The organism is Pseudomonas sp. R151218B TE3479, from assembly GCF_053629195.1.
The window spans coordinates 3,371,213-3,395,670 of record NZ_JBRJHV010000001.1; the positions used below are offsets into that span (position 1 = coordinate 3,371,213).

Below are 24,458 nucleotides of genomic sequence, written 5' to 3' on the forward strand. Positions count from 1 at the left end.
ACATGACAGTCAACTTTTATGTTGACTGAAACACCGCTATCGCGAGCAAGCTCGCTCCCACAGGGGAATTCAGGTTGGGCTGCTGGAGATTGTGTCGGGCGCTGATAACAGCGGCGGCGGGGCGAACCCAAACGGCGCCAACGCAAACCCCTGCTCATCCACCTGCAAGGCCCAGCCTTGCTTGTCCCAATCCCCCAGCACGATGCGCCGGGCGGCGTGTTCGCCCAGTTGCAGCTTGTGAATGGCGGGGCGGTGGGTGTGGCCGTGGACCAGGGTCTTCACGCCGTAATGCTGCATGATCCGCGGGATCTCTTCAGGCGTGACGTCGACGATGTCATTGGCTTTCATGCGGGTTTGCGTGCGGCTTTCGCTGCGCAGTTTGCGCGCCAGTTTCTGGCGGCTGCCCAGCGGCAGGTGACGCAGGATGAACAGCGTGACCGGGTTGCGCAGCCAGCGCCGCAGCTTCATGTAGCCTTCGTCGCGGGTGCAGAGGCTGTCGCCATGCATCAGCAGCACCGGTTCGCCATTGAGCTGCACGACACTCGGGTCCTTGAGCAGGGTGCAGCCGGCCGCTTTGCAAAAGGCCTGCCCCAGCATGAAGTCGCGATTGCCGTGCATCAGGAAGATGGCCGTGCCGCTGTCGCTCAATTCGCGCAGGGCCTGGCAGATGGAACGCTGGAACGGCGTCATGGCATCGTCGCCGATCCAGGCTTCGAAAAAGTCGCCGAGGATGTACAACGCTTGCGCCGAGCGGGCGCGTGTGGCGAGTAAATCCAGAAACGCCCGGGTGATGTCCGGGCGCTCCTCTTCCAGATGCAAGTCTGAAATCAGCAATATCACTCAATGATCTCGGCTTTCTCGATGATCACGTCGTCTGCCGGGACGTCCTGGTGGCCAGCCTTGGAAGTGGTGGCGACGCCCTTGATCTTGTCGACCACGTCGGTGCCTTCGATCACTTCACCGAACACCGCGTAGCCCCAGCCCTGTACGGTCTTGGCGCTGTGGTTCAGGAAGCTGTTGTCGGCCACGTTGATGAAGAACTGCGCGGAGGCCGAATGCGGCTCCATGGTACGGGCCATGGCAACGCTGTACTTCTTGTTCGGCAGGCCGTTGTCGGCTTCGTTCTGGATGCTCGGGCGCTTGTCTTTCTTTTCCTTCATGCCCGGTTCGAAGCCGCCGCCCTGGATCATGAAGTTGCCGATGACGCGGTGGAACACGGTGTTTTCGTAGTGGCCGGCGTTGACGTATTCGATGAAGTTGGCCACGGTCAGCGGCGCTTTCTCGGCGTTCAGTTGCAGAACGATGTCACCGAAGTTGGTGGTCAGTTTGACTTTGCTCATGGTCGGTACTCTTTCAAGGAATTCGTGGGTTTCGGGGCACAAACGCCCGCAACCGGTCTGGCTGCAATCGGCCAGGTTGGGCAGTTTAGCGTGCCGGGCACGAATTTCGAGGCTGTTTTTCATCTGGCCGTCGATTAAATTCAATCGTTTGCCGGCCTGGCCTGTCAGGTACTTGACAGCATCGGCTATGATACGGGCTTTGATTTATCAGGCCGCACCCGGCCGCGCACTTGTCTGTTCAAGGATCCTATGAGCAAGCCCACTGTCGACCCTACCTCGAATTCCAAGACCGGCCCGGCCGTGCCGGTCAATTTCCTGCGCCCGATCATCCAGGCGGACCTGGACTCGGGTAAGCACACACAGATCGTCACTCGTTTCCCGCCGGAGCCCAACGGCTACCTGCACATCGGCCATGCCAAGTCGATCTGCGTGAATTTCGGTCTGGCCCAGGAGTTCGGCGGCGTCACGCACCTGCGTTTCGACGACACCAACCCGGCCAAGGAAGATCAGGAATACATCGACGCGATCGAAAGCGACGTCAAGTGGCTGGGTTTCGAATGGTCCGGTGAGGTGCGCTACGCCTCGCAATATTTCGACCAGTTGCACGACTGGGCGGTGGAACTGATCAAGTCCGGCAACGCCTACGTGTGCGACCTGACCCCCGAGCAGGCCAAGGAGTACCGCGGCAGCCTGACCGAGCCGGGCAAGAACAGCCCGTTCCGTGAGCGCAGCGTGGAAGAGAACCTGGACTTGTTCGCCCGCATGCGCGCCGGCGAGTTCCCGGACGGCGCACGGGTGCTGCGCGCCAAGATCGACATGGCCTCGCCGAACATGAACCTGCGCGACCCGATCATGTACCGCATCCGTCACGCCCATCACCACCAGACCGGCGACAAGTGGTGCATCTACCCCAACTATGACTTCACCCACGGTCAGTCGGACGCCATCGAGGGCATCACCCACTCGATCTGCACCCTGGAGTTCGAAAGCCATCGTCCGTTGTACGAGTGGTTCCTCGAGCACCTGCCCGTGCCGGCCACCCCGCGCCAGTACGAATTCAGCCGCTTGAACCTGAACTACACCATCACCAGCAAGCGCAAGCTCAAGCAATTGGTGGACGAGAAGCACGTCAACGGTTGGGACGACCCGCGCATGTCGACGCTGTCGGGCTTCCGCCGTCGTGGCTACACGCCGGCGTCGATCCGCAACTTCTGCGAGATGATCGGCACCAACCGTTCCGACGGTGTGGTCGATTTCGGCATGCTCGAGTTCAGCATCCGTCAGGATCTGGATGCGAATGCCCCGCGCGCCATGTGCGTGTTGCGTCCGTTGAAGGTCGTGATCACCAACTACCCGCAAGACCAGGTTGAAAACCTCGAACTGCTGCGTCATCCACAAAAAGAAGAGCTCGGCGTGCGCAAACTGCCGTTCGCCCGTGAAATCTACATCGACCGCGATGACTTCATGGAAGAGCCGCCAAAAGGCTACAAGCGCCTGGAGCCGAACGGCGAAGTGCGTCTGCGCGGCAGCTACGTGATCCGTGCCGACGAAGCGATCAAGGACGCCGACGGCAACATCGTCGAGCTGCGTTGCTCCTACGACCCCGACACCCTGGGCAAGAACCCGGAAGGTCGCAAGGTCAAGGGCGTGATCCACTGGGTGCCGGCCGCTGCCAGCGTCGAGTGCGAAGTGCGTCTGTACGATCGCCTGTTCCGCTCTCCGAACCCGGAGAAGGCCGAAGACAGCGCGAGTTTCCTGGACAACATCAATCCTGACTCACTGCAGGTGCTGACCGGTTGTCGTGCTGAACCCTCGCTGGGCAAGGCACAGCCGGAAGACCGTTTCCAGTTCGAGCGCGAAGGCTACTTCGTCGCGGATATCAAGGACTCGAAACCAGGCCAGCCGGTATTCAACCGTACCGTGACCCTGCGTGATTCGTGGGGCCAGTGATCAAGTCTTAAGGAAGCACCGTGCTTACGATCTACAACACGCTCACCAAGAGCAAAGAAGTCTTCAAGCCGCTGGATGGCAACAAGGTGCGCATGTACGTCTGCGGGATGACCGTGTACGACTACTGCCACCTCGGCCATGGTCGCAGCATGGTCGCCTTCGACCTGGTGACCCGCTGGCTGCGTTTCAGCGGTTATGACCTGACCTACGTGCGCAACATCACTGACATCGACGACAAGATCATCAACCGCGCCAACGAGAACGGCGAGTCGTTCGAAGCGTTGACCGAGCGCATGATTGCCGCGATGCACGAAGATGAAGCGCGCCTGAATATCAAGAAACCGGACATGGAGCCGCGTGCCACCGACCACATTCCGGGCATGCACGCGATGATCCAGACCTTGATCGACAAGGGCTACGCCTACGCACCGGGCAATGGCGACGTGTACTACCGCGTCGCCAAGTTCATGGGCTACGGCAAGCTGTCGCGCAAGAAGATCGAAGACCTGCGCATCGGCGCGCGCATTGAAGTCGACGAGTCGAAACAGGACCCGTTGGACTTCGTGCTGTGGAAGGCGGCCAAGCCGGGCGAGCCGAGCTGGGAGTCGCCATGGGGCGCCGGGCGTCCGGGCTGGCACATCGAATGCTCGGTGATGTCCACCTGCTGCCTGGGCGAGACCTTCGACATTCATGGCGGCGGCAGCGACCTGGAGTTCCCGCACCACGAAAACGAAATCGCCCAGAGCGAAGCGGCCACCGGCAAGACCTACGCCAATGCCTGGATGCATTGCGGCATGATCCGGATCAACGGCGAGAAGATGTCCAAGTCCTTGAACAACTTCTTCACCATCCGTGACGTGCTCGACAAGTATCACCCGGAAGTCGTGCGTTACCTGCTGGTGTCGAGCCACTATCGCAGCGCCATCAACTACTCGGAAGACAATCTCAAGGACGCCAAGGGTGCCCTGGAGCGTTTCTATCATGCGTTGAAGGGCCTGCCCGCCGTGCCGCCTGCCGGTGGCGAAGGGTTCGTGGCGCGTTTCACCGAAGTGATGAACGACGACTTCGGTACGCCGGAAGCCTGCGCGGTGCTGTTCGAGATGGTGCGCGAGATCAACCGCCTGCGTGAGAGCGATCTCAATGCCGCGGCTGGCCTGGCGGCCCGCTTGAAAGAACTGGCCAGCGTGCTGGGTGTGTTGCAGCTCGAAGCCGATGACTTCCTGCAGGCCGGTGCCGAAGGCCGCGTGGACGCCGCCGAGGTGGAGGCATTGATCCAGGCACGCCTGGCTGCGCGGGCCAACAAGGATTGGGCCGAATCCGACCGCATCCGCGACCAGCTCACCGCCATGGGCGTGGTGCTGGAAGACGGGAAGGGCGGGACGACCTGGCGATTGGCGGACTGAGTCCACCCCGGTCTATGTGGGAGCGGGCTTGCTCGCGAAAGCGGTGTCTCTGTCACTGAGATGTTGAATAAGCCGCCGTCTTCGCGGGCAAGCCCGCTCCCACGGGGCCGGTGGCATTCATCCAATTGTGGGAGCGAGCTTGCTCGCGATAGCGTCGGATCAGTCAACGATAATGTTGAATGAAAGATTGCCATCGCCAGCAAGCTCGCTCCCATAGTTTTTTGAGCGGTCCACAGGCATCGCATGCATTGAAAATCCCACAATTTTTTTGTGCTCAGCCTGGCAATCATTCCTTTATGAGCTAGTACTGTCTGGTCGATTCGACGTTCCCACTGTCAGGAGTCTTCCATGTTGGCTCATTGGTCGCTTGCGGCAATTCATCTGCTGGCGTTCGCCCTCGGGTTCTGGGCGGTGCTGACCCGCGGTACGGCGTTGCGGCGCCTGGCGGGCGGTGTGGGCGCGGTGCGGAGTGTCTTGGTGGCTGACAACCTGTGGGGCTTGTCGGCGCTGGTGCTGCTGGTGACCGGTGGGATGCGCGCTTTTGGCGGGTACGAAAAAGGCACGGACTATTACCTGCACCAACCGCTTTTTCACTTGAAGATGACGTTGCTGCTGCTGATTCTGCTGCTAGAGATCGTACCGATGATCGCCCTGATCAAATGGCGGATGGCACTGGGTAAAGGGGGGGCGATCGATCCTTCGAAAGCCGGCCGCCTCGCACGAATCAGCCACATCGAAGCCTTGTTGCTGATCTTGATGGTCGTCGCCGCCACAGGCATGGCACGCGGCGTGGGCCTGGGCTGACCGGCCGCGAACGCCTGCTTCGTCATCATTAAAACGAAACGTCTGACAGCCATGCCAAGCGCCATGCCATTAGTATCGATTCACAGACGGGGCGAAAGAAGGCGGGGTGGGGCAGGGGGCGGCGCAGTCGGCCAGAATCTTTAGCCAGCCATTGCGACGATGCAAACGGGCTGGCTGCGGACTGCTGCAATGTTCAGGGAGTTTGCGGCTTGTCAGGGGCGGTAAGGCCGGCCTGAATACGCTGATAGATCTCTTCACGATGCACCGCAACGTTTTTCGGGGCGTTGATGCCAATCCGTACTTGTTGGCCGCTAACGCCCAGAATGGTGATCGTGATGTCGTCACCAATGTTTATGCTTTCACCGACTTTGCGGGTGAGTATCAGCATGGTGTTCTCCTTGATTGCTTTATAGGGCACCTGATTCAGACAGTGCAGATGTCGGTACTGCTTATAGATTAGTGCTAAGTGTCACAATGTGGGTGCCTCTTTCTGACGTGCAGATGCAGCATTAATTCCCAGGGTGCGACTATACAGAGACGCCGGGCAGGATTCTCGTGTTTTGAGCATTGTTTGCGGCGATCTTGACGGGCACGGATGCTAAAATCCATGCCTCATGTCTTCCGGGGGAAACGTTGTGCGTAAATTGGCTTGGGTTATCGCGGTATGGATGCTGGCAGGGTGCGGTGAAGGGCGGGATGTCGAAGCACCGAAGCCGAAGCCCGCCGCGACCTCCGCACCGGCCGTCGCTGCCGCGCCGCAGTGGGCCGTCGAGGTTCGTGGCCAGACGCCGCAGGCTGTCAGCGACCTGACCGGTTGGCTCATCGAGCACAGCTTCATGTCAACGGTGGTGCGGGAAAACGGCAAGGAACGCGTCCTGGTCGGCCCTTTGAATTCCGAGGCCGAAGCCAAGGCCAAGCAGGAGCAGGTCACGGCCGCCCTGGTCCGCGCGAAGAAACGCAACATCGAGACGTTGGTGGTGGATTACCCGACGGCCCAATAATCGGGCAGCCCAAAAAAGTCAGCCAAGCCACAAAACCTGTGGGAGCGAGCTTGCTCGCGATAGGGGCATGTCAGTCAACATCAACGCTGGCTGATCCAACGCTATCGCGAACAAGCTCGCTCCCACAGTTGGTTTTGTGCTGTTCACAAGTGCAAGGTCAACCGCAGGCCTTCATGTCCACCGGTCCCACGAACTCGTTCCCACGTCCCATGACGCATGCCACGCTCTGGTTGCGCTGACGTTCCCAGCTTTCGACCGGGTAGGTCTTGTCCCAGGCTTCATACAGGCGCCGGTCCTGTTTCGACAGGCGCAGGCCATATTGCTTGCTCATGTAGAAATAGGTCCGGGCGATCATCCCCCGGATGGAAGGGCGAGGCATGACCTTCTTGGCCTTGAAATCCACCTGGGTCAGGCATGAGCCGTATTGGCCCTTTTGCTCCGGCAGCCAGCCGAAACTGAAATTGCTGCGATCGCCATTCACTTCCCCGATGCTCGGCACCAGGTTGTGCAGGTCGGCCTCGGCCCGTTGATAGACTGGATCATAGCGGGTGCAGTTCTTGCGACCGCCTTGTTGCCAGCATTGACGCTGATGGCCGATCTGCCACGCCGGAACGATATGCTCCCACTCGATGCGGGCGGCACGGCTGGCATTTTTGCGCGGGACATAACCGCAGGCGGCCAGGTTCACGCGATTGCCGGTGTATTTGCAGCCACAGTAGAACTCGGTGGATTGCGGGGCGTAGAGCTTCCAGGCGATTTTCTTGGCTTCGTTGAAGGTGCGCGGGGCACCGGCCTGTGCGCCCATGGCGATGAACACAAGCAAAAAAGCTAAACAGCGAACACTCATCAGGCTCAATCTTCCTTCGGCACAACCCAGAAAACCTGCACGCCACCGTCGTCGCGATAGGCGAGGGTCACGTTGTCGTTCTCGTCGATTTCTTCCAGGAGACGTTCCCACTCATCCACCGGCTCGTCGGGCAGGCGGAAGATCAGCGCGGCCTTGGCTTTTTGCGCGGTGGGAGCGTTGATGATTTTCGAGACCCGAAGGCCGAGTCGTGTATAGGAATCTAAGGGAGTAGTTGCAGCGGAGGGGGTGGCCACAGGATTATCCTTATTAAGCTGTACGGGCATACAGTATTTAACCGTAGGCATTTACGCAACTACTTAAAATTCAAGAAGATCGTCTGACAGCACTTTTTCCGTTTTGGTGTAGGAGAAAGGAATTTTTTATTGGCTTGCGTCAACAGGTGGCAGCCGTTCAGGGGAGCGAAGCTATTGACTGATTTCAGCGGGCGCTAAAGAAATTGCTTCGGCGGGCGATGTCCTTACCTAGGAATCCCCCTTCATGGAGTTTTGATATGTCGTTTTCCATCGGCTTTCCCAATGCGGCAGCGGTGACCATCGGCGGAAAATCCGCAGCCACCCTGAAAGCTTTGAGCGAGGCAGAAGCTCAGGCCGCCGATGAGGCCCTGGGTACAACTCAAGCCTCGGGCAAGGTCCGCACGGGTATGGGCGCTGGCGCTGAAGCAACCGACCAGGCGCAGGAGGCCGGTAGCACCCAGAGCGTGGCGGTCCAGGTTCTGCTCAAGCGGATGCAAGAGCTTCAGCAGCAGCTCAGGGAGCAGCAACAGCAACTGGCCGCTGCAGAAGCGCGCGACTATGCAACGGAAGAAGCCAAGGCTTCGGCGGTCATGGCCATCCAAGGGCAGATCGCCGACACCAGTGGCGCTTTGCTGGAAGTCACCGGTCGCCTGGTCACGGAGCTGGCCAAGGGCGCCGGTTCGGGTTCGGTGGTCAACACGACGGTCTGAACTTCGACGTTGCGGATCAAACCGCAACGTTGACAAATCTGCGAAGCCTTACCATAGTTCACTTCACGCAAACGTTTGCGCGGCGTTCCGTGCATTGATTTGCTCACAATAATCATAAGATCGGAGTGAACCCATGAAGTTGCCATTCGCTGGACGCCTTCTCGCTGTTGCCATGCTCGCGGCCGCATCCGCTGCGTTGCCTCTCTCCTCGGCATTTGCCCAGACCGCAGAAAAACCCAAGGTTGCCCTGGTCATGAAATCCCTGGCCAACGAATTCTTCCTGACCATGGAAGACGGCGCCAAGGCCTATCAGAAGGAACACTCCGCCGATTTCGATCTGATCTCCAACGGGATCAAGGATGAAACCGACACCGCCAACCAGATCCGCATCGTCGAGCAGATGATCGTGTCCAAGGTCGATGCCCTGATCATCGCGCCAGCGGATTCCAAGGCCATGGTGCCGGTAATCAAGAAAGCCGTGGATGCCGGCATCACGGTCATCAACATCGATAACCAACTCGATCCGGCCGTGGTCAAGAGCAAGAACATCAACGTGCCGTTCGTAGGTCCTGACAACCGCAAGGGCGCGCGGCTGGTGGGCGAGTACCTGGCCAAGCAACTCAAGGCCGGTGACGAAGTCGGCATCATCGAAGGTGTCTCCACCACCACCAACGCCCAGGCACGCACCGCGGGCTTCAAGGATGCGATGGAGGCGGCGCAGGTCAAGGTCGTGTCCCTGCAATCCGGCGACTGGGAAATCAACAAGGGCAACCAGGTTGCCGCGTCGATGCTCAGCGAATACCCGAACATCAAGGCACTGCTGGCCGGTAACGACAGCATGGCGGTCGGTGCCGTATCGGCCGTGCGCGCGGCGGGCAAGGCGGGCAAAGTGCAGGTGGTTGGCTACGACAACATCAACGCCATCAAGCCAATGCTCAAGGACGGTCGTGTCCTGGCGACCGCCGACCAGTTCGCCGCCAAGCAGGCCGTGTTCGGCATCGAAACAGCGCTGAAGATGCTCAAGGGCGAAAAAGTCGACAGCGGTACCAACGGCGTTATCGAAACTCCGGTCGAGCTGGTGACCAAGCAGTAATCCTGGCGACACAACGGTGCTCGCCCACCGGGCGAGCGCATTGGAGAGTTTGTTATGTCCGTTCGCGACCCGAACGCTGTCCTGTGCGTCAGCGGTATCGGCAAGACCTATGCCCAGCCGGTACTGGCCGATATCAACCTGACGTTGATGCGCGGTGAAGTGCTGGCGCTGACCGGTGAAAATGGCGCCGGCAAAAGCACCCTGTCCAAGATCATCGGCGGGCTGGTGACGCCGACGACCGGGCAGATGCAATTTCAGGGGCAGGATTATCGTCCCGGCAGCCGGACCCAGGCTGAAGAGCTGGGCGTACGCATGGTGATGCAGGAACTCAACCTGCTGCCGACCCTGTCCGTGGCTGAAAACCTGTTCCTCGACAACCTGCCCAGCCACGGCGGCTGGATCAGTCGCAAGCAATTGCGCAAGGCGGCCATCGAGGCCATGGCCCAGGTGGGGCTTGATGCGATCGATCCCGACACGCTGGTCGGCGAGCTGGGGATCGGTCACCAACAGATGGTCGAGATCGCCCGCAACCTGATTGGCGATTGCCATGTGCTGATTCTCGATGAGCCGACCGCCATGCTGACGGCTCGCGAAGTCGAAATGCTCTTTGAGCAGATCACCCGCTTGCAGGCGCGTGGCGTGTCGATCATCTACATTTCCCATCGCCTCGAAGAACTGGCGCGGGTCGCCCAGCGCATTGCGGTGCTGCGCGATGGCAACCTGGTCTGTGTCGAACCGATGGCCAACTACGACAGCGAGCAACTGGTGACCCTGATGGTCGGCCGGGAGCTGGGCGAACATATCGACCTTGGCCCACGCCAGATCGGCGCGCCGGCGTTGACCGTTAAAGGCCTGACCCGTTCCGACAAGGTTCGCGACGTGTCCTTCGAAGTCCGCAGCGGCGAGATCTTCGGCATCTCCGGCCTGATCGGGGCAGGGCGCACCGAACTGTTGCGGCTGATCTTCGGTGCCGATCCGGCCGACAGCGGCACGGTGGCGCTGGGTTCGCCGGCCCGGGTGGTGAGCATTCGCTCGCCGTCCGATGCGGTGGCCCATGGCATCGCGTTGATCACCGAAGACCGCAAGGGCGAAGGCTTGCTGCTGACGCAGTCCATCGCCGCCAACATTGCCCTGGGCAACATGCCGGAGATTTCCAGCGCCGGCCTGGTCAATAGCAGCGCCGAACTGGCCTTGGCGCAACGCCAGGTCGATGCCATGCGCATTCGCAGTTCCAGTCCGACCCAGTTGGTGTCCGAGCTGTCGGGCGGCAACCAGCAGAAGGTCGTGATCGGTCGTTGGCTCGAACGCGATTGCGCGGTCATGCTGTTCGACGAGCCGACCCGTGGTATCGACGTCGGCGCCAAATTCGACATTTATGCGCTGCTCGGCGAATTGACTCGTCAGGGCAAGGCGTTGGTCGTGGTGTCCAGTGACCTGCGGGAACTGATGTTGATCTGCGACCGGATCGGCGTGCTGTCCGCCGGGCGCCTGATCGACACCTTCGAGCGCGACAGCTGGACCCAGGATGACTTGCTTGCCGCCGCATTCGCCGGCTACCAGAAACGTGATGCGTTGCTCAACGAAGCAGCGCCTAGGGATTTTTCATGAAAACCGCATCTGCCGTCGGTAAATCGAGTGGCAACTTCTATGGCCTCGGAACCTACCTGGGCTTGGCCGGCGCGCTGCTGGCCATGGTCGCGCTGTTCTCGACCTTGAGCAGCCACTTCCTGTCCTATGACACGTTCAGCACCTTGGCCAACCAGATTCCCGACCTGATGGTGTTGGCGGTCGGCATGACGTTCATCCTGATCATTGGCGGCATCGACCTGTCGGTGGGCTCGGTGCTGGCATTGGCGGCATCGACGGTCAGCGTGGCCGTACTTGGCTGGGGCTGGAGTGTCTGGCCATCGGCCTTGCTCGGCATGGCCGTGGCGGCGCTGGCGGGTACGGTCACCGGTTCGATCACCGTTGCCTGGCGGATTCCATCGTTCATCGTCTCCCTCGGCGTGCTGGAAATGGCCCGGGGCCTGGCGTACCAGATGACCGGTTCCCGGACCGCCTACATCGGCGACTCGTTCGCCTGGCTGTCCAACCCCATCGCCTTTGGTATCTCGCCCTCGTTCATCATCGCCTTGCTGGTGATCTTCATTGCCCAGGCGGTACTGACCCGCACCGTGTTCGGTCGCTACCTGATCGGCATCGGCACCAATGAAGAAGCCGTGCGCCTGGCCGGCATCAATCCAAAACCGTACAAGATCCTGGTGTTCAGCCTGATGGGCTTGCTGGCCGGCGTGGCGGCGTTGTTCCAGATTTCCCGCCTGGAGGCCGCGGACCCGAACGCTGGCTCAGGGCTGGAACTGCAGGTGATCGCGGCGGTGGTCATCGGCGGTACCAGCCTGATGGGTGGGCGCGGCTCGGTCATCAGTACCTTCTTTGGCGTGTTGATCATCTCCGTGCTGGCGGCGGGCCTGGCGCAGATCGGCGCTACCGAACCGACCAAGCGCATCATTACCGGCGCGGTGATCGTGGTAGCGGTCGTGCTCGATACCTATCGCAGTCAGCGCGCCAGTCGGCGGGGCTGAACCATGGCGACGATCAAGGATGTAGCAGCGCTCGCGGGGATTTCCTACACCACCGTGTCCCACGTGGTGAACAAGACGCGGCCGGTCAGCGAAGAGGTGCGGCTCAAGGTCGAGGCGGCCATCGAGCGCCTGGACTATGTGCCCAGCGCCGTGGCCCGTTCGCTCAAGGCCAAGACCACGGCGACCATCGGCCTGTTGGTGCCCAACAGCCTCAACCCTTACTTTGCCGAGTTGGCCCGGGGTATCGAGGATTACTGTGAGCGCAACGGCTATTGCGTGATCCTGTGCAACTCCGACGACAACCCGGACAAGCAACGCAGTTACCTGCGGGTGCTGCTGGAAAAACGCATCGATGGCCTGATCTTCGCCTCCGCCGGAGGCGATGTCGGCCTGGCCGAGGGCCTGGCCAGCGTGCGCACGCCCATGGTGATCGTCGACCGCGGGCTCGATGGTGTCGACGCGGACCTGGTGCGCATCGATCATGAATACGGCGCCTACCTGGCGACCCGGCACCTGCTGGAGTTGGGTCACCACGATATCGCCTTCATCGGCGGCCCGGCCGATACCAGCGTGGCGCAAATGCGCCTGGCCGGTTATTGCCGGGCGCTGAAAGAGGCCGGGATCGAGCTGCCTGTCGAGCGCATGCTCGAGAGCGATTTCACCAGTACCGGCGGTTACCGCGCCGCCGCGCAACTGCTTGAACAGCTACCGCCCAGCGCGATCTTCGCGGCCAACGACATGATCGGCATCGGTGTACTGCGCGCCGCGGCTGAACGCAATGTGCGTGTGCCCAGCGAACTGTCGGTTATCGGTTTCGATGACATCCAGATGAGCCGCTATGTCTACCCGGCGTTGACCACGGTGGGGCAGTCGATCCTGCAGCTCGGGGAGATGGCGGCCGAAGTGTTGCTGCGGCGTATCGCTACGCCGGGCCTTGCCACCGACCAGCGGATCGTGACGCCGAGTATTGTCTTGCGAGAGTCGACTGCACCGCTGTCCGGTACATTCGCCCAATACCGCTGAACCGAATTGATGAGTAGTGATGTATGCCAGCAAAAGTAGTGGTAATAGGCAGTCTGAACATGGACCTGGTAACCCGGGCGCCGCGCTTGCCCCGTGGTGGTGAAACCTTGATCGGCGAGTCGTTCGCCACCATCCCCGGTGGCAAGGGCGCCAACCAGGCGGTAGCCGCCGCGCGCCTGGGGGCGCAGGTGTCGATGGTCGGCTGCGTGGGCGACGATGCCTATGGCGAGCAATTGCGCGGCGCGTTGCTGGCCGAGGGTATCGACTGCCAGGCGGTCCGCGTGGAAGAGGGCTCCAGCGGCGTGGCGCTGATTGTCGTCGACGACAACAGCCAGAATGCGATCGTTATCGTCGCCGGCGCCAACGGTGCGCTCACCGCCGAGGTCCTGGACGGTGTCGATGACGTGCTGCAAGGCGCCGATGTCATCATCTGCCAGCTCGAAGTGCCGGATGCCACCGTCGGCCATGCCCTCAAGCGCGGGCGTGAGTTGGGCAAAATCGTCATCCTCAACCCGGCGCCTGCTTCCCATACGCTGCCCGCCGACTGGTACGCCTGCGTCGACTACCTGATTCCCAATGAAAGCGAAGCAGCGGTGCTGAGCGGGTTGGCAGTGGATTCCCTGGAAACCGCAGAGGCCGCCGCCGCGCATTTGATCGCCGCCGGTGCCGGCAAGGTGATCGTCACCCTGGGGGCCCAGGGGCTGATGTTCGCCAACGGCGCCAGCTTCGAGCATTTCCCGGCCCCGCGGGTCAAGGCCGTGGACACCACGGCTGCCGGAGATACCTTTGTCGGCGGCTTCGCGGCAGCCTTGGCCAGCGGCAAAAGCGAGGTCGATGCGATTCGTTTCGGCCAGGTCGCCGCCGCGCTGTCGGTCACCCGCGCCGGCGCGCAACCTTCAATCCCCACGTTGCTGGAAGTACAGGCTTTCAAATCATGAAAAAGACGCCGTTATTGAATGTGGCACTGTCCCGACTGATCGCTTCCCTCGGCCATGGCGACAAGGTGGTCATCGGTGATGCCGGCCTGCCCGTGCCGCCCCAGGTCGAATTGATCGACCTGGCCTTGACCCATGGCATTCCTGATTTTGTCAGCACCTTGAAGGTGGTGCTCAGCGAAATGCAGGTGGAAAGCCATGTCCTGGCCGAGGAAATCCTCGATAAGCAGCCGTTGGCTCTGACAACCCTGGAGACGCTGAATGCCGAGGGGGCGTTGGGTGAGCGGGCGTTGGTCAGCCATGAGCAATTCAAGGTTATCAGCCGACAGGCGCGGGCGATCATTCGCACAGGCGAATGCTCGCCATACTGCAATATCGTGCTGGTCGCTGGAGTGACGTTCTAACCCTGTTCAACCCTGCACAAGGAGTGCGCTATGCACCGCTATGCTGAGAAAATGCATCAACTGATCCGGAGTCTGCTGCTTTTGTCACTGATCACTGCAACGAGCGCCCAGGCGGCGGAAAAGATCGACCTGATCATCGACACCGACCCAGGCGCCGACGACGTGGTGGCTCTGCTGTTCGCCCTGGCGTCGCCCGAGGAGCTGCATATCCGTGCGCTGACCACCGTCGCCGGCAATGTGCGCCTGGACAAGACCTCGCGCAACGCTCGCCTGGCCCGTGAGTGGGCAGGGCGCGAAGACGTGCCGGTCTACGCCGGTGCGCCGAAACCCTTGATGCGCACGCCCATCTACGCAGAAAACATCCATGGCAAGGAAGGCCTGTCGGGTGTCACGGTGCACGAGCCGAAGAAGGGTCTGGCCGAAGGCAATGCCGTCAACTACCTGATCGACACGCTGAAGGCGGCCAAGCCCCACAGCATCACTATTGCCATGCTGGGGCCGCAGACCAACCTGGCGCTGGCGTTGGTCCAGGAGCCGGACATTGTCCAGGGCATCAAGGAAGTGGTGATCATGGGCGGTGCGCACTTCAACGGCGGCAATATCACGCCGGTGGCCGAGTTCAATCTGTTCGCCGATCCGCAGGCGGCCGAGGTGGTGGCCAAGAGCGGCGTGAAGCTGACCTACCTGCCGTTGGACGTGACCCACAAGATTCTCACCAGCGAGGCACGCCTGAAGCAGATCGCGGCGCTGAATAACAATGCCAGCAAGCTGGTGGGCGATATCCTCAACGAATACGTCAAGGGCGACATGGAGCACTACGGCATGACGGGCGGGCCGGTGCATGACGCGACCGTGATTGCCTACCTGCTCAAGCCGCAATTGTTCACTGGCCGTTCGGTCAATGTTGTCGTGGACAGTCGCGAGGGCCCGACGTTCGGGCAGACCATCGTCGACTGGTACGACGGCCTGAAGGCGCCGAAGAACGCGTTCTGGGTGGAAAACGGTGATGCCCAGGGGTTCTTTGACCTGCTGACCGAGCGCCTGGCGCGCCTGAAGTAATCTGTCTGGCTATAGCGCGCCCCCGGGCTGGACCTGTGGGCGCGTGTTTCAATCCACGGCGTCGACGATGCTCGGGTAGCGCTCGAATGTCTGCTGGATGAAGTTGCGGGCAACTTCTATCCCCAGCTCTTTCACCAACAATTCTATGCTGATGATTGCCAGCTCCTCCGGGCTGCCCGGGCTATAGGAGCTGTGGCCCTCCGACCATTTGGCATTGATGGTGGCTTCGATACTGACGGTACTCATGGTCGGGCTCGCGAGTTGAAGGTCTGTAGGCTGAGTTAAACATTTTTGCCCGGGATTTGGCACTGCGACTTAGGCATTGGGGGGAGGGCTGTGCGACACTTGTTCTTTTATTTTTCAAAGGAGCTTCGCCGTGCAGATAGATTTGAACGCTCCTGATGGCCTGACCGTCGAGGCGGTTCGTCAATTGCTGGCCTCGGCCAGTGACGATGAGCATACCCAACTGCGCGTGACCAAGGACGGCATCGCCTATTTGTCTTCGGGTGTGGTCGGTGGCGCTGACATCGACGGCTTGCGGTTTCGGCTCGAAACGTGGGCGAAGGGCTCGGGGTACGTCGGCCGGGTCGCTGCCAGCGACGAGGTCTGGGTCATGCAGATCTACAACGCGCTGAAGGACAACTGGCCCAATCCGCCCTTCGATTACATTGACGTTTATTGAACCGCGTTCATATCCAGTCACGATTCAGGCCTGAACAGGGCAGTGGGCTCAGGCAAACTGCCAGCTTTCCCGGCCTGATGGTTGCGGTGTTGAAACCAAGCGCCGTTTGGGCTGTCGCACGCTCTCTGTTTATTCATCGAAAAAAGGAGGCTTCATGCCTTGGAAGCTCGCGTCATTGAGTACTTTGCTGGCCGCCATGTTCTTGAGCGGTTGCAGCAGCACCTCTGAATCGACCCCCGAACCTGTGGCGACCGAAACGGGTCACAGCCGCTGCGAAGCAAAGGCCGCCGAGTTCGCCATCGGCAAGAAGGCCTCGCCACAGTTGCTGGAGCAGGCCCGTACCCGTGCCGGCGCGCAGAATGCCCGGATCCTCAAGCCCAACGACATGGTCACGCTCGAGTACCGCTCCGATCGCCTGAACCTCAATACCGATGCCAACCTGGTGATCAACCGGGTGAACTGTGGCTGATTGAGGGTTTTCAATCGCCCATAAAAAACCCCGTCACATGGACGGGGTTTTTTTGTGCGCCGAGAAATTACTCTGGGCGAACCTGTGCAGCTTGCATACCCTTTTGGCCTTTCTCAGCCACGAAGGAAACGGTCTGGCCTTCTTTCAGGCTTTTGAAACCGTCGCTTTCGATAGCTTTGAAGTGTACGAACAGGTCGTCACCGCCACCTTGAGGAGTGATGAAGCCGAAGCCTTTTTCATCGTTGAACCATTTAACGGTGCCGGTTTGGCGATTAGACATGGTGTATCTCCAAGAAACATATATTTTCAGTGTACTGTGCTGCTCAGGCCAACTGGGCACACCCGGGTATCATAGTCGAAATGTTCGATTTGGGAGCCCCCCGCAGGCGCTGTTTGCCAATCAGTCGTGTTTACTTTATCGCCTTTACCCGCTGAAAGGCCCGGTTTTAAAGGCTTTGAGCCGAAAGTAAAGACGATAAAAAAAGCTGTAAAACCTGCATAAATAGTACAAAAAAACGCTTTTTTGGGCTTTTTATCAGCCCCGGATGGCTTTAAAGGCTCCAGTTTTTCACTTTTTCGCAGGCACATTGGCCTTGCATTTGGCGATCTCGCCAAGGGCTTTCTGCTGCAGTTCAGGGGTGGCCTTGTTGTCCATCAGCGCCTGGATATCACGCGCCGGGTAGGACTTGATGGCGTCGGCGCCACAGGCGCAGTGGGATTTGGCTGCCGCCGCGCCAATCTGCGGGGTAGCCGCCTGTGTGCACTGGGCCATGTATTTATCCCGCTCGCCCTTCGGCCATTCGGCGTGGGCACTCAACGGCAGCAGCAGAACAATGGGGGCGACTACGGCGAACAGGGTATTGAGACGCATGCGGGGATGCTCCTTCTGGGTCGATGTTCTGTGATTCGAGGGCTCTAGGGCCGATCAAGTTCAGCACTCTGGCATAAAAGCGGACGATTTGCCTTCCTGTGACAGCCTTGTGCATCGATGACCGTTCATCTGTGCTAGCATGCCGGGCTCGGCTATTTCCAGGCTGCGGATGATTGTTCGTCCCGGTGGCAAAGAGTCCGAATAACCCTGATTTGAATCCCAGTCACTCTGGTTCGGTTTTCCCGGTTGGCCGCAAGGCTCCTGCCGCTGTAAGGCAGGCGTTCGTCATTGAATGGCCTGGACTGGATCTTGTACTGGCTCATCCCAACCCACGTGACCTTTGGTAGGGGTCACCACTAGGAGAGGAGGCGCCATGCCAACTATTACTCTTCCCGACGGCAGTCAACGTTCGTTCGATCACCCGGTTTCCGTAGCCGAGGTTGCCGCATCCATCGGCGCGGGCCTGGCCAAGGCCACCCTGGCCGGCAAGGTCAACGGTAAACTGGTCGACGCCAGTGACGTCATCGACAGCGACGCCACGCTGCAAATCATCACGCCCAAGGATGAAGAGGGGCTGGAGATCATTCGCCACTCCTGCGCGCACTTGGTTGGCCACGCGGTCAAGCAGCTGTACCCGAGCGCGAAGATGGTCATCGGGCCGGTCATCGACGAAGGCTTTTATTACGACATCGCCTTCGAGCGTCCTTTCACGCCAGACGACATGGCCGCCATCGAACAGCGCATGCAGCAGCTGATCGAGAAAGATTACGACGTCATCAAGAAAGTTACTCCGCGCGCCGAAGTCATCGAAGTCTTCAAGGCCCGTGGCGAGGACTACAAGCTGCGTCTGGTGGAAGACATGCCGGACGAGCAGGCCATGGGCCTGTACTACCACGAAGAATACGTCGACATGTGCCGCGGTCCGCACGTGCCGAACACACGTTTCCTCAAATCCTTCAAGCTGACCAAGCTGTCCGGCGCCTACTGGCGTGGCGATGCGAAGAACGAGCAGTTGCAGCGCGTCTACGGCACCGCCTGGGCGGACAAGAAGCAACTGGCGGCCTACATCCAGCGCATCGAAGAAGCTGAGAAACGCGATCACCGCAAGATCGGCAAGCGCCTGGGCCTGTTCCACACCCAGGAAGAATCCCCGGGCATGGTGTTCTGGCACCCGAACGGCTGGACCCTGTACCAGGTGCTCGAGCAGTACATGCGCCAGGTCCAGCGTGAGAACGGCTACCTGGAGATCAAGACGCCGCAAGTGGTGGACCGCAGCCTGTGGGAGAAATCCGGGCACTGGGCCAACTACGCCGACAACATGTTCACCACTCAGTCGGAAAACCGCGACTACGCCATCAAGCCGATGAACTGCCCATGCCACGTGCAGGTGTTCAACCAGGGCCTGAAAAGCTACCGCGAGCTGCCGATGCGCCTGGCCGAGTTCGGTGCCTGCCACCGCAACGAGCCGTCGGGCGCGCTGCACGGCATCATGCGCGTGCGTGCGTTTACCCAGGACGATGCGCACATCTTCTGCACCGAAGAGCAGATGCAGGCCGAATCCGCCGCCTTCATCAAGCTGACCATGGACGTCTACCGGGACTTCGGCTTCACCGAAGTCGAGATGAAGCTATCCACTCGTCCGGAAAAGCGCGTTGGTTCCGACGAGCTGTGGGATCGCGCCGAAGCGGCCCTGGCCGCCGCCCTCGATAGCGCGGGCCTTGCGTATGATCTGCAACCGGGCGAGGGGGCTTTCTACGGTCCGAAGATCGAGTTCTCGCTGAAAGATTGCCTAGGTCGCGTCTGGCAGTGTGGTACCCTGCAGCTCGATTTTAACCTGCCGATCCGTCTGGGCGCCGAATACGTGTCCGAAGACAACAGCCGCAAGCACCCGGTCATGCTTCACCGCGCGATCCTTGGTTCGTTCGAGCGTTTCGTCGGGATTCTGATCGAACACTACGAGGGTGCGTTCCCTGCGTGGCTGGCACCGACCCAGGCAGTGATCATGAATATCACTGATAAACAGGCAGATTTTGCCGCTGAAGTCGAAAAAACTCTCAACCAAAGCGGATTTCGTGCCAAGTCCGACTTGAGAAATGAAAAGATCGGCTTTAAAATCCGCGAGCATACTTTGCTCAAGGTTCCCTTTCTCTTGGTTATTGGAGATCGGGAGGTCGAGATGCAGACTGTCGCTGTGCGTACTCGTGAAGGTGCTGACCTGGGCTCGATGCCCGTCGCCGAATTCGCTGAGTTCCTCGCGCAAGCGGTTTCCCGGCGTGGTCGCCCAGATTTGGAGTAATTATTATTAAGCGTGAAATGAGACAAGATAAACGAGCTGCACCGAAAGCCCCGATCAACGAGAATATCTCGGCACGCGAGGTTCGGTTAATTGGCGCTGACGGCGAGCAGATTGGCATCGTCTCGATTGATGAAGCGCTTCGTATTGCTGAAGAAGCAAAGCTTGATCTGGTAGAAATTTCCGCGGACGCAGTCCCACCGGTTTGCCGGGTGATGGACTACGGCAAGTCGATCTTCGAGAAGAAGAAGCAGATTGCCGCGGCGAAGAAAAACCAGAAGCAGATTCAGGTAAAAGAAATCAAGTTTCGTCCAGGGACGGAGGAAGGGGATTACCAGGTAAAACTGCGCAACCTGGTACGTTTCCTGAGTGATGGGGACAGGGCCAAGGTATCCTTGCGATTCCGCGGCCGTGAGATGGCCCACCAGGAGCTGGGGATGGAACTCCTCAAGCGGGTTGAACAAGACCTGCTCGAGTACGGTTCGGTCGAACAGCATCCTAAGATGGAAGGACGCCAGCTGATCATGGTCATCGCCCCGAAAAAGAAGAAGTAATCACCAGGGCACGGCAGGCCTTGCGATTATGTTTATCAACTGAATGCGGAGTATCCGAACATGCCAAAGATGAAAACCAAAAGTGGTGCTGCTAAGCGGTTTCTGAAAACTGCTAACGGTATCAAGCACAAGCACGCTTTCAAGAGCCACATCCTGACCAAAATGTCGACCAAGCGTAAGCGTCAACTGCGCGGTAGCAGCTTGCTGCATCCGTCTGACGTGGCAAAAGTCGAGCGCATGCTGCGCCTTCGTTAATTTTTGGATCAAGAATAGAGGAAGTAACTCATGGCTCGTGTAAAGCGTGGCGTCATTGCCCGTAAGCGTCACAAAAAAATTCTGAAACTTGCTAAAGGCTACTACGGCGCGCGCTCCCGCGTATTCCGTGTTGCCAAGCAAGCGGTAATCAAGGCAGGCCAATACGCCTACCGTGACCGTCGTCAGAAAAAACGTCAGTTCCGCGCTCTGTGGATCGCTCGTATCAACGCTGGTGCTCGTGTTAACGGTCTGTCCTACAGCCGTTTCATCGCTGGCCTGAAAAAAGCGTCCATCGAGATCGACCGTAAGGTTCTGGCTGATCTGGCAGTGAACGAAAAAGCGGCGTTTGCTGCGATTGTCGAGAAAGCTAAAGCCACCTTGGCTTAAGTACCCCCGGCAGTCACCCGGGCTCACCTCTGTGAGCCCTGGTGTCAAACGTCATAAATAGGGGAAGAGCCTTAAAGCTCTTCCCCTATTTTGTATCTGGAGTCTGTACATGGAAAACCTGGACGCGCTGGTCGCTCAAGCACTAGAGGCTGTGCAAAGCGCTGAAGATATCAATGCCCTGGAGCAAATCCGGGTTCACTACCTTGGCAAGAAGGGCGAGTTGACTCAGGTGATGAAGACCCTGGGGAACCTGCCAGCCGAAGAGCGTCCGCAGGTCGGTGCGCTGATCAACGTTGCCAAGGAGCGTGTCACAGAAGTCCTCAATGCGCGCAAGGCATTGCTCGAGGAGGCGGATCTGGCTGCCAAGCTCGCCGCCGAGTCCATCGACGTGACCCTGCCTGGCCGTGGCCAGACTTCCGGTGGCTTGCATCCGGTGACCCGGACCCTGGAACGCATCGAGCAGTTCTTCACCCACATCGGCTACGGCATTGCCGAAGGCCCTGAGGTCGAAGACGACTACCACAACTTCGAGGCACTCAACATCCCAGGCCATCACCCGGCCCGGTCGATGCATGACACCTTCTATTTCAATGCGAACATGCTGTTGCGCACCCATACCTCGCCGGTACAGGTCCGCACCATGGAATCGCAGCAGCCGCCGATCCGCATCGTTTGCCCAGGCCGTGTGTACCGCAGCGACTCCGATATCACCCACTCGCCGATGTTCCACCAGGTCGAAGGCCTGCTGGTCGATCGCGACATCAATTTCGCCGACCTGAAAGGCACGATCGAAGAATTCCTTCGGGTGTTCTTCGAAAAAGAACTGGCGGTGCGTTTCCGCCCTTCGTACTTCCCGTTCACCGAGCCCTCCGCTGAAGTCGACATGGAATGTGTGATGTGCAGCGGCAAAGGTTGCCGTGTCTGCAAGCAGACTGGCTGGCTGGAAGTGATGGGCTGCGGGATGGTTCACCCGAACGTGCTGCGTATGTCCGGTATCGATCCGGAAGAATTCTCGGGTTTTGCTTTCGGCATGGGCGCCGAGCGCCTGGCCATGCTGCGTTACGGTGTGAATGACTTGCGCCTGTTCTTCGACAACGACTTGCGGTTCCTTGCGCAGTTCCGCTAGGTCGCAGTCCGTAACGAATCTATTAGGAGAGCAGGATGAAATTCAGTGAACAATGGCTGCGCGGCTGGGTAAGCCCGCAGGTAAGCCGGGACGAGCTGGTCGCTCGCCTGTCGATGGCCGGTCTTGAGGTCGATAGCGTCACGCCGGCCGCCGGAGAATTCAGCGGCGTGGTGGTGGGCGAGGTGTTGAGCACCGAGCAACACCCGGACGCTGACAAATTGCGGGTTTGCCAGGTCAGCAATGGCGCGGAGACTTTCCAGGTGGTCTGCGGCGCACCTAACGTGCGCCCAGGCCTGAAGATCCCGTTCGCCATGATCGGTGCCGAGCTGCCGGGCGATTTCAAGATCAAGAAAGCCAAGCTGCGTGGCGTCGAGTCCAACGGCATGCTGTGCTCCCAGGCCGAACTGCAGATCGGCGAGGGCAACGATGGCCTGATGGAACTGCCGGTTGATGCGCCGGTGGGCCAGGACATCCGTGAGTACCTGGGGCTGGACGATGCGAGCATCGAAGTCGACTTGACGCCGAACCGTGGCGACTGCCTGTCCCTGGCCGGATTGGCCCGCGAAGTCGGCGCGTTGTATGCCGCCCCCGTGACGCGTCCGGTGGTCGCGACCGTGCCGGCCGTGCATGACGAAGTGCGTTCGATTGAAGTCCTGGCGCCGGCGGCTTGCCCGCGTTACCTGGGCCGCGTGATCCGCAACGTCGACCTGTCCAAGCCAACACCGCTGTGGATGGTTGAGCGTCTGCGTCGCGCCGACGTGCGCAGCATCGACGCCGCTGTCGACATCACCAACTATGTGATGCTGGAGCTGGGGCAACCGCTGCATGCGTTCGATCTCGCCGAAATCAACGGCGGCATCCGCGTACGCATGGCTGAAGAGGGTGAAAAGCTGGTGCTGCTCGACGGCCAGGAAGTGACCCTGCGCAGCGACACCCTGGTGATTGCCGACCACGTCCGCGCCTTGGCGATTGCCGGCGTAATGGGTGGCGAGCACAGTGGCGTATCCGCCACGACCCGCGATGTATTCCTGGAAAGCGCGTTCTTCGACCAGATCGCCGTCGCCGGCAAGGCGCGTTCCTATGGCCTGCACACCGACGCCTCGCACCGCTACGAGCGTGGCGTGGACTGGCAACTGGCCCGTGAAGCCATGGAGCGCGCCACTGGCCTGCTGCTGGAGATCACTGGCGGTGAAGCCGGCCCGATCATCGAGACCGTCAGCGAACAGCACCTGCCGAAGATTGCACGCGGTCACCCTGCGTGCCCAGCGCATCACCCAGATGCTGGGCATGGAAATGGCCCCGGCTGAAGTCGAACGCCTGCTCAGCGCCCTCGGCCTGAACATCAGCGCCGATGGGGCAGGGCAGTGGCGCGTCGAAGTGCCAAGCCATCGCTTCGATATCAGCCTGGAAGTCGACCTGATCGAAGAACTGGCCCGCCTGTATGGCTACAACCGTCTGCCGGTTCGCTACCCGCAAGCGCGCCTGGCCCCGCAGGCCAAGGCCGAAGCCCGTAGCGACCTGCCGGAACTGCGCCGCCTGCTGGTGGCTCGTGGGTATCAGGAAGCGATCACCTACAGCTTCATCGATCCGCGCCAGTTCGAGCTGTTCAGCCCTGGTGTCGAGCCGCTGTTGCTGGCCAACCCGATTTCCAACGACATGGCGGCCATGCGCTCGTCCCTGTGGCCTGGTTTGGTCAAATCGCTGCAGCACAACCTCAACCGCCAGCAGGATCGCGTGCGTCTGTTCGAAAGCGGCCTGCGCTTCGTCGGTCAACTGGACGGCTTGAAGCAAGAGCCGATGCTGGCCGGTGTCGTCTGCGGCAGTCGCTTGCCGGAAGGCTGGGCGCAAGGTCGCGATGTCGTCGATTTCTTCGACGTCAAAGCTGACGTGGAAGCCGTGCTCGGTTTCGCCGGAGCGCTCGACGCGTTCACTTTCGTACCAGGCAAGCACCCGGCGCTGCATCCGGGGCAGACCGCACGCATCGAACGAGACGGGCGTGAAGTCGGCTATGTCGGTGCCATCCACCCGGAACTGTCGAAAACCCTGGGCCTCGATCGTCCAGTCTTCGTTTTCGAGCTGGTTCTGGCCGAAGTGGCCCAAGGGAAAATGCCGAAATTCCAGGAGTTATCGCGCTTTCCTGAAGTGCGTCGTGACCTTGCGTTGCTGGCTGACCGTGACGTTGCTTCCAGTGCTGTACTGGACGTAATACGTGAAAATGCAGGCGAATGGCTGACGGACCTCAGGCTATTTGACGTGTATCAGGGTAAAGGTATTGATCCGCATAGAAAAAGCCTTGCAGTTGGCTTGACCTGGCAGCATCCATCGCGCACTCTTAATGACGATGAGGTGAATACCGCAACGCAGAATATCCTCACCTCGCTCGAAAACAGGTTGAACGCCACGTTAAGGAAGTGAC

28 protein-coding genes and 1 pseudogene are annotated in these 24,458 nt (G+C 60.0%); 20 read left to right on the plus strand and 9 right to left on the minus strand.

The window, feature by feature from the left end; genetic code table 11:
- Positions 1-69: 69 nt before the first annotated feature.
- Together lpxH and AB7M32_RS15000 are read right to left on the minus strand one after the other, a co-directional pair.
- On the minus strand, positions 70-840 hold the full coding sequence (lpxH, locus tag AB7M32_RS14995) for a UDP-2,3-diacylglucosamine diphosphatase (RefSeq protein ID WP_454250369.1): 771 nt from the start codon (positions 838-840) through the stop codon (positions 70-72).
- Positions 837-1,340 carry a peptidylprolyl isomerase gene (locus AB7M32_RS15000; RefSeq protein ID WP_072405388.1) on the minus strand — a complete coding sequence of 168 codons (504 nt, stop codon included), beginning with the start codon at positions 1,338-1,340 and terminating at the stop codon, positions 837-839. The genes lpxH and AB7M32_RS15000 overlap by 4 nt, the downstream gene beginning before the upstream one ends.
- A gap of 249 nt (positions 1,341-1,589) precedes the next feature.
- On the opposite strand from AB7M32_RS15000, the gene AB7M32_RS15005 reads away from it, so the two are divergent.
- The 3 genes from AB7M32_RS15005 to AB7M32_RS15015 all read left to right on the plus strand — a co-directional run bounded on the left by AB7M32_RS15005 (position 1,590) and on the right by AB7M32_RS15015 (position 5,497).
- Positions 1,590-3,290: a glutamine--tRNA ligase/YqeY domain fusion protein gene (locus tag AB7M32_RS15005; protein WP_454250370.1), complete on the plus strand. Its 1,701-nt coding sequence runs from the start codon at positions 1,590-1,592 to the stop codon at positions 3,288-3,290.
- 20 nt (positions 3,291-3,310) lie between these two features.
- Complete coding sequence (cysS, locus tag AB7M32_RS15010; RefSeq protein ID WP_072405226.1) at positions 3,311-4,693, plus strand: cysteine--tRNA ligase; 1,383 nt, start codon at positions 3,311-3,313, stop codon at positions 4,691-4,693.
- A 348-nt stretch (positions 4,694-5,041) separates the two neighbouring features.
- A complete protein-coding gene (locus tag AB7M32_RS15015) occupies positions 5,042-5,497 on the plus strand; it encodes a DUF2214 family protein (RefSeq protein WP_454250371.1) in 456 nt (151 codons plus the stop codon).
- A gap of 193 nt (positions 5,498-5,690) precedes the next feature.
- Here AB7M32_RS15015 and csrA read toward each other — a convergent pair whose 3' ends face one another.
- Positions 5,691-5,885, minus strand: coding sequence for a carbon storage regulator CsrA (gene csrA / locus AB7M32_RS15020; protein WP_003179932.1), 195 nt, complete (start codon positions 5,883-5,885; stop codon positions 5,691-5,693).
- A 247-nt stretch (positions 5,886-6,132) separates the two neighbouring features.
- On the opposite strand from csrA, the gene AB7M32_RS15025 reads away from it, so the two are divergent.
- The gene (locus tag AB7M32_RS15025; protein ID WP_454250372.1) at positions 6,133-6,498 is read left to right on the plus strand and encodes an SPOR domain-containing protein; all 366 of its coding nucleotides are present in this window, start codon (positions 6,133-6,135) and stop codon (positions 6,496-6,498) included.
- 157 nt (positions 6,499-6,655) lie between these two features.
- Here AB7M32_RS15025 and AB7M32_RS15030 read toward each other — a convergent pair whose 3' ends face one another.
- Entirely contained in the window at positions 6,656-7,345 is a 690-nt protein-coding gene (locus tag AB7M32_RS15030) for an endonuclease (RefSeq protein WP_072405223.1), read from the minus strand.
- Positions 7,346-7,350: 5 nt separating this feature from the next.
- Positions 7,351-7,650 carry a DUF1654 domain-containing protein gene (locus AB7M32_RS15035; protein ID WP_053121397.1) on the minus strand — a complete coding sequence of 100 codons (300 nt, stop codon included), beginning with the start codon at positions 7,648-7,650 and terminating at the stop codon, positions 7,351-7,353.
- Between the two features lie 206 nt (positions 7,651-7,856).
- Here AB7M32_RS15035 and AB7M32_RS15040 point away from each other — a divergent pair, with 206 nt between their 5' ends.
- The 8 genes from AB7M32_RS15040 to AB7M32_RS15075 all read left to right on the plus strand — a co-directional run bounded on the left by AB7M32_RS15040 (position 7,857) and on the right by AB7M32_RS15075 (position 15,405).
- Positions 7,857-8,309, plus strand: coding sequence for a hypothetical protein (locus AB7M32_RS15040; protein ID WP_072405221.1), 453 nt, complete (start codon positions 7,857-7,859; stop codon positions 8,307-8,309).
- 133 nt (positions 8,310-8,442) lie between these two features.
- Positions 8,443-9,402 (plus strand): substrate-binding domain-containing protein, encoded by a 960-nt coding sequence (locus AB7M32_RS15045; RefSeq protein ID WP_454250373.1) that lies wholly within the window; start codon positions 8,443-8,445, stop codon positions 9,400-9,402.
- Between the two features lie 54 nt (positions 9,403-9,456).
- Positions 9,457-11,010: a sugar ABC transporter ATP-binding protein gene (locus AB7M32_RS15050; protein WP_454250374.1), complete on the plus strand. Its 1,554-nt coding sequence runs from the start codon at positions 9,457-9,459 to the stop codon at positions 11,008-11,010.
- On the plus strand, positions 11,007-11,984 hold the full coding sequence (locus AB7M32_RS15055) for an ABC transporter permease (RefSeq protein ID WP_060738184.1): 978 nt from the start codon (positions 11,007-11,009) through the stop codon (positions 11,982-11,984). Before AB7M32_RS15050 ends, AB7M32_RS15055 begins: the two co-directional genes overlap by 4 nt.
- A 3-nt stretch (positions 11,985-11,987) precedes the next feature.
- Positions 11,988-13,007 carry a LacI family DNA-binding transcriptional regulator gene (locus AB7M32_RS15060; protein ID WP_092175792.1) on the plus strand — a complete coding sequence of 340 codons (1,020 nt, stop codon included), beginning with the start codon at positions 11,988-11,990 and terminating at the stop codon, positions 13,005-13,007.
- A 23-nt stretch (positions 13,008-13,030) separates the two neighbouring features.
- Positions 13,031-13,945 (plus strand): ribokinase, encoded by a 915-nt coding sequence (gene rbsK, locus AB7M32_RS15065; protein WP_454250375.1) that lies wholly within the window; start codon positions 13,031-13,033, stop codon positions 13,943-13,945.
- Positions 13,942-14,346 carry a D-ribose pyranase gene (rbsD, locus tag AB7M32_RS15070; protein ID WP_092476886.1) on the plus strand — a complete coding sequence of 135 codons (405 nt, stop codon included), beginning with the start codon at positions 13,942-13,944 and terminating at the stop codon, positions 14,344-14,346. Before rbsK ends, rbsD begins: the two co-directional genes overlap by 4 nt.
- 30 nt (positions 14,347-14,376) lie before the next feature.
- Positions 14,377-15,405, plus strand: a complete 1,029-nt coding sequence (locus AB7M32_RS15075) for a nucleoside hydrolase (RefSeq protein ID WP_072339745.1) — start codon at positions 14,377-14,379, stop codon at positions 15,403-15,405.
- A gap of 48 nt (positions 15,406-15,453) precedes the next feature.
- Here the strand turns inward: AB7M32_RS15075 and AB7M32_RS15080 are convergent, their stop codons facing one another.
- Positions 15,454-15,651, minus strand: coding sequence for a hypothetical protein (locus tag AB7M32_RS15080; protein WP_092442149.1), 198 nt, complete (start codon positions 15,649-15,651; stop codon positions 15,454-15,456).
- Between the two features lie 130 nt (positions 15,652-15,781).
- On the opposite strand from AB7M32_RS15080, the gene AB7M32_RS15085 reads away from it, so the two are divergent.
- Positions 15,782-16,087 (plus strand): hypothetical protein, encoded by a 306-nt coding sequence (locus AB7M32_RS15085; protein WP_454250376.1) that lies wholly within the window; start codon positions 15,782-15,784, stop codon positions 16,085-16,087.
- A gap of 154 nt (positions 16,088-16,241) precedes the next feature.
- Positions 16,242-16,556 (plus strand): I78 family peptidase inhibitor, encoded by a 315-nt coding sequence (locus AB7M32_RS15090; RefSeq protein WP_072405214.1) that lies wholly within the window; start codon positions 16,242-16,244, stop codon positions 16,554-16,556.
- Positions 16,557-16,623: 67 nt separating this feature from the next.
- On the opposite strand, the gene AB7M32_RS15095 is transcribed toward AB7M32_RS15090, so the two are convergent.
- Genes AB7M32_RS15095 through AB7M32_RS15105 form a run of 3 tightly spaced genes read right to left on the minus strand, consistent with a single transcriptional unit; the run spans position 16,624 to position 17,427 of the window.
- Positions 16,624-16,836: a cold-shock protein gene (locus AB7M32_RS15095; RefSeq protein WP_003179963.1), complete on the minus strand. Its 213-nt coding sequence runs from the start codon at positions 16,834-16,836 to the stop codon at positions 16,624-16,626.
- A 26-nt stretch (positions 16,837-16,862) separates the two neighbouring features.
- Positions 16,863-17,144, minus strand: a complete 282-nt coding sequence (locus tag AB7M32_RS15100; RefSeq protein WP_454250377.1) for a hypothetical protein — start codon at positions 17,142-17,144, stop codon at positions 16,863-16,865.
- Complete coding sequence (locus AB7M32_RS15105) at positions 17,125-17,427, minus strand: hypothetical protein (RefSeq protein ID WP_454250378.1); 303 nt, start codon at positions 17,425-17,427, stop codon at positions 17,125-17,127. Before AB7M32_RS15105 ends, AB7M32_RS15100 begins: the two co-directional genes overlap by 20 nt.
- Positions 17,428-17,800: 373 nt before the next feature.
- Here AB7M32_RS15105 and thrS point away from each other — a divergent pair, with 373 nt between their 5' ends.
- The 6 genes and pseudogenes from thrS (at position 17,801) to pheT (ending at position 24,457) form a co-directional block, all read left to right on the plus strand.
- Complete coding sequence (thrS, locus tag AB7M32_RS15110) at positions 17,801-19,723, plus strand: threonine--tRNA ligase (protein ID WP_014337550.1); 1,923 nt, start codon at positions 17,801-17,803, stop codon at positions 19,721-19,723.
- Positions 19,723-20,274 carry a translation initiation factor IF-3 gene (infC, locus tag AB7M32_RS15115; RefSeq protein ID WP_169432615.1) on the plus strand — a complete coding sequence of 184 codons (552 nt, stop codon included), beginning with the start codon at positions 19,723-19,725 and terminating at the stop codon, positions 20,272-20,274. Before thrS ends, infC begins: the two co-directional genes overlap by 1 nt.
- A 60-nt stretch (positions 20,275-20,334) precedes the next feature.
- A complete protein-coding gene (gene rpmI / locus AB7M32_RS15120; protein ID WP_002553160.1) occupies positions 20,335-20,529 on the plus strand; it encodes a 50S ribosomal protein L35 in 195 nt (64 codons plus the stop codon).
- A 30-nt stretch (positions 20,530-20,559) separates the two neighbouring features.
- Complete coding sequence (gene rplT / locus AB7M32_RS15125; RefSeq protein WP_002553161.1) at positions 20,560-20,916, plus strand: 50S ribosomal protein L20; 357 nt, start codon at positions 20,560-20,562, stop codon at positions 20,914-20,916.
- 109 nt (positions 20,917-21,025) lie between these two features.
- Positions 21,026-22,042 (plus strand): phenylalanine--tRNA ligase subunit alpha, encoded by a 1,017-nt coding sequence (pheS, locus tag AB7M32_RS15130; RefSeq protein ID WP_092198998.1) that lies wholly within the window; start codon positions 21,026-21,028, stop codon positions 22,040-22,042.
- A 35-nt stretch (positions 22,043-22,077) separates the two neighbouring features.
- Positions 22,078-24,457, plus strand: a pseudogene (gene pheT / locus AB7M32_RS15135) (phenylalanine--tRNA ligase subunit beta).
- The last annotated feature ends 1 nt before the right edge of the window (position 24,458 follow it).

What these genes read in the sequence shown, in the direction of transcription:
- AB7M32_RS15035 (WP_053121397.1), bottom strand. Translation starts at nt 7,650, where the DNA reads ATGCCTACGGTTAAATACTGTATGCCCGTACAGCTTAATAAGGATAAT.
- AB7M32_RS15080 (WP_092442149.1), bottom strand. Translation starts at nt 15,651, where the DNA reads ATGAGTACCGTCAGTATCGAAGCCACCATCAATGCCAAATGGTCGGAG.
- pheS (WP_092198998.1), top strand. Translation starts at nt 21,026, where the DNA reads ATGGAAAACCTGGACGCGCTGGTCGCTCAAGCACTAGAGGCTGTGCAA.
- rpmI (WP_002553160.1), top strand. Translation starts at nt 20,335, where the DNA reads ATGCCAAAGATGAAAACCAAAAGTGGTGCTGCTAAGCGGTTTCTGAAA.
- AB7M32_RS15030 (WP_072405223.1), bottom strand. Translation starts at nt 7,345, where the DNA reads ATGAGTGTTCGCTGTTTAGCTTTTTTGCTTGTGTTCATCGCCATGGGC.
- AB7M32_RS15045 (WP_454250373.1), top strand. Translation starts at nt 8,443, where the DNA reads ATGAAGTTGCCATTCGCTGGACGCCTTCTCGCTGTTGCCATGCTCGCG.
- AB7M32_RS15015 (WP_454250371.1), top strand. Translation starts at nt 5,042, where the DNA reads ATGTTGGCTCATTGGTCGCTTGCGGCAATTCATCTGCTGGCGTTCGCC.
- AB7M32_RS15055 (WP_060738184.1), top strand. Translation starts at nt 11,007, where the DNA reads ATGAAAACCGCATCTGCCGTCGGTAAATCGAGTGGCAACTTCTATGGC.
- AB7M32_RS15095 (WP_003179963.1), bottom strand. Translation starts at nt 16,836, where the DNA reads ATGTCTAATCGCCAAACCGGCACCGTTAAATGGTTCAACGATGAAAAA.
- AB7M32_RS15000 (WP_072405388.1), bottom strand. Translation starts at nt 1,340, where the DNA reads ATGAGCAAAGTCAAACTGACCACCAACTTCGGTGACATCGTTCTGCAA.
- AB7M32_RS15105 (WP_454250378.1), bottom strand. Translation starts at nt 17,427, where the DNA reads ATGCGTCTCAATACCCTGTTCGCCGTAGTCGCCCCCATTGTTCTGCTG.
- AB7M32_RS15005 (WP_454250370.1), top strand. Translation starts at nt 1,590, where the DNA reads ATGAGCAAGCCCACTGTCGACCCTACCTCGAATTCCAAGACCGGCCCG.
- rplT (WP_002553161.1), top strand. Translation starts at nt 20,560, where the DNA reads ATGGCTCGTGTAAAGCGTGGCGTCATTGCCCGTAAGCGTCACAAAAAA.
- rbsD (WP_092476886.1), top strand. Translation starts at nt 13,942, where the DNA reads ATGAAAAAGACGCCGTTATTGAATGTGGCACTGTCCCGACTGATCGCT.
- thrS (WP_014337550.1), top strand. Translation starts at nt 17,801, where the DNA reads ATGCCAACTATTACTCTTCCCGACGGCAGTCAACGTTCGTTCGATCAC.
- AB7M32_RS15100 (WP_454250377.1), bottom strand. Translation starts at nt 17,144, where the DNA reads ATGTGCCTGCGAAAAAGTGAAAAACTGGAGCCTTTAAAGCCATCCGGG.
- AB7M32_RS15040 (WP_072405221.1), top strand. Translation starts at nt 7,857, where the DNA reads ATGTCGTTTTCCATCGGCTTTCCCAATGCGGCAGCGGTGACCATCGGC.
- AB7M32_RS15090 (WP_072405214.1), top strand. Translation starts at nt 16,242, where the DNA reads ATGCCTTGGAAGCTCGCGTCATTGAGTACTTTGCTGGCCGCCATGTTC.
- AB7M32_RS15050 (WP_454250374.1), top strand. Translation starts at nt 9,457, where the DNA reads ATGTCCGTTCGCGACCCGAACGCTGTCCTGTGCGTCAGCGGTATCGGC.
- rbsK (WP_454250375.1), top strand. Translation starts at nt 13,031, where the DNA reads ATGCCAGCAAAAGTAGTGGTAATAGGCAGTCTGAACATGGACCTGGTA.
- AB7M32_RS15060 (WP_092175792.1), top strand. Translation starts at nt 11,988, where the DNA reads ATGGCGACGATCAAGGATGTAGCAGCGCTCGCGGGGATTTCCTACACC.
- csrA (WP_003179932.1), bottom strand. Translation starts at nt 5,885, where the DNA reads ATGCTGATACTCACCCGCAAAGTCGGTGAAAGCATAAACATTGGTGAC.
- AB7M32_RS15075 (WP_072339745.1), top strand. Translation starts at nt 14,377, where the DNA reads ATGCACCGCTATGCTGAGAAAATGCATCAACTGATCCGGAGTCTGCTG.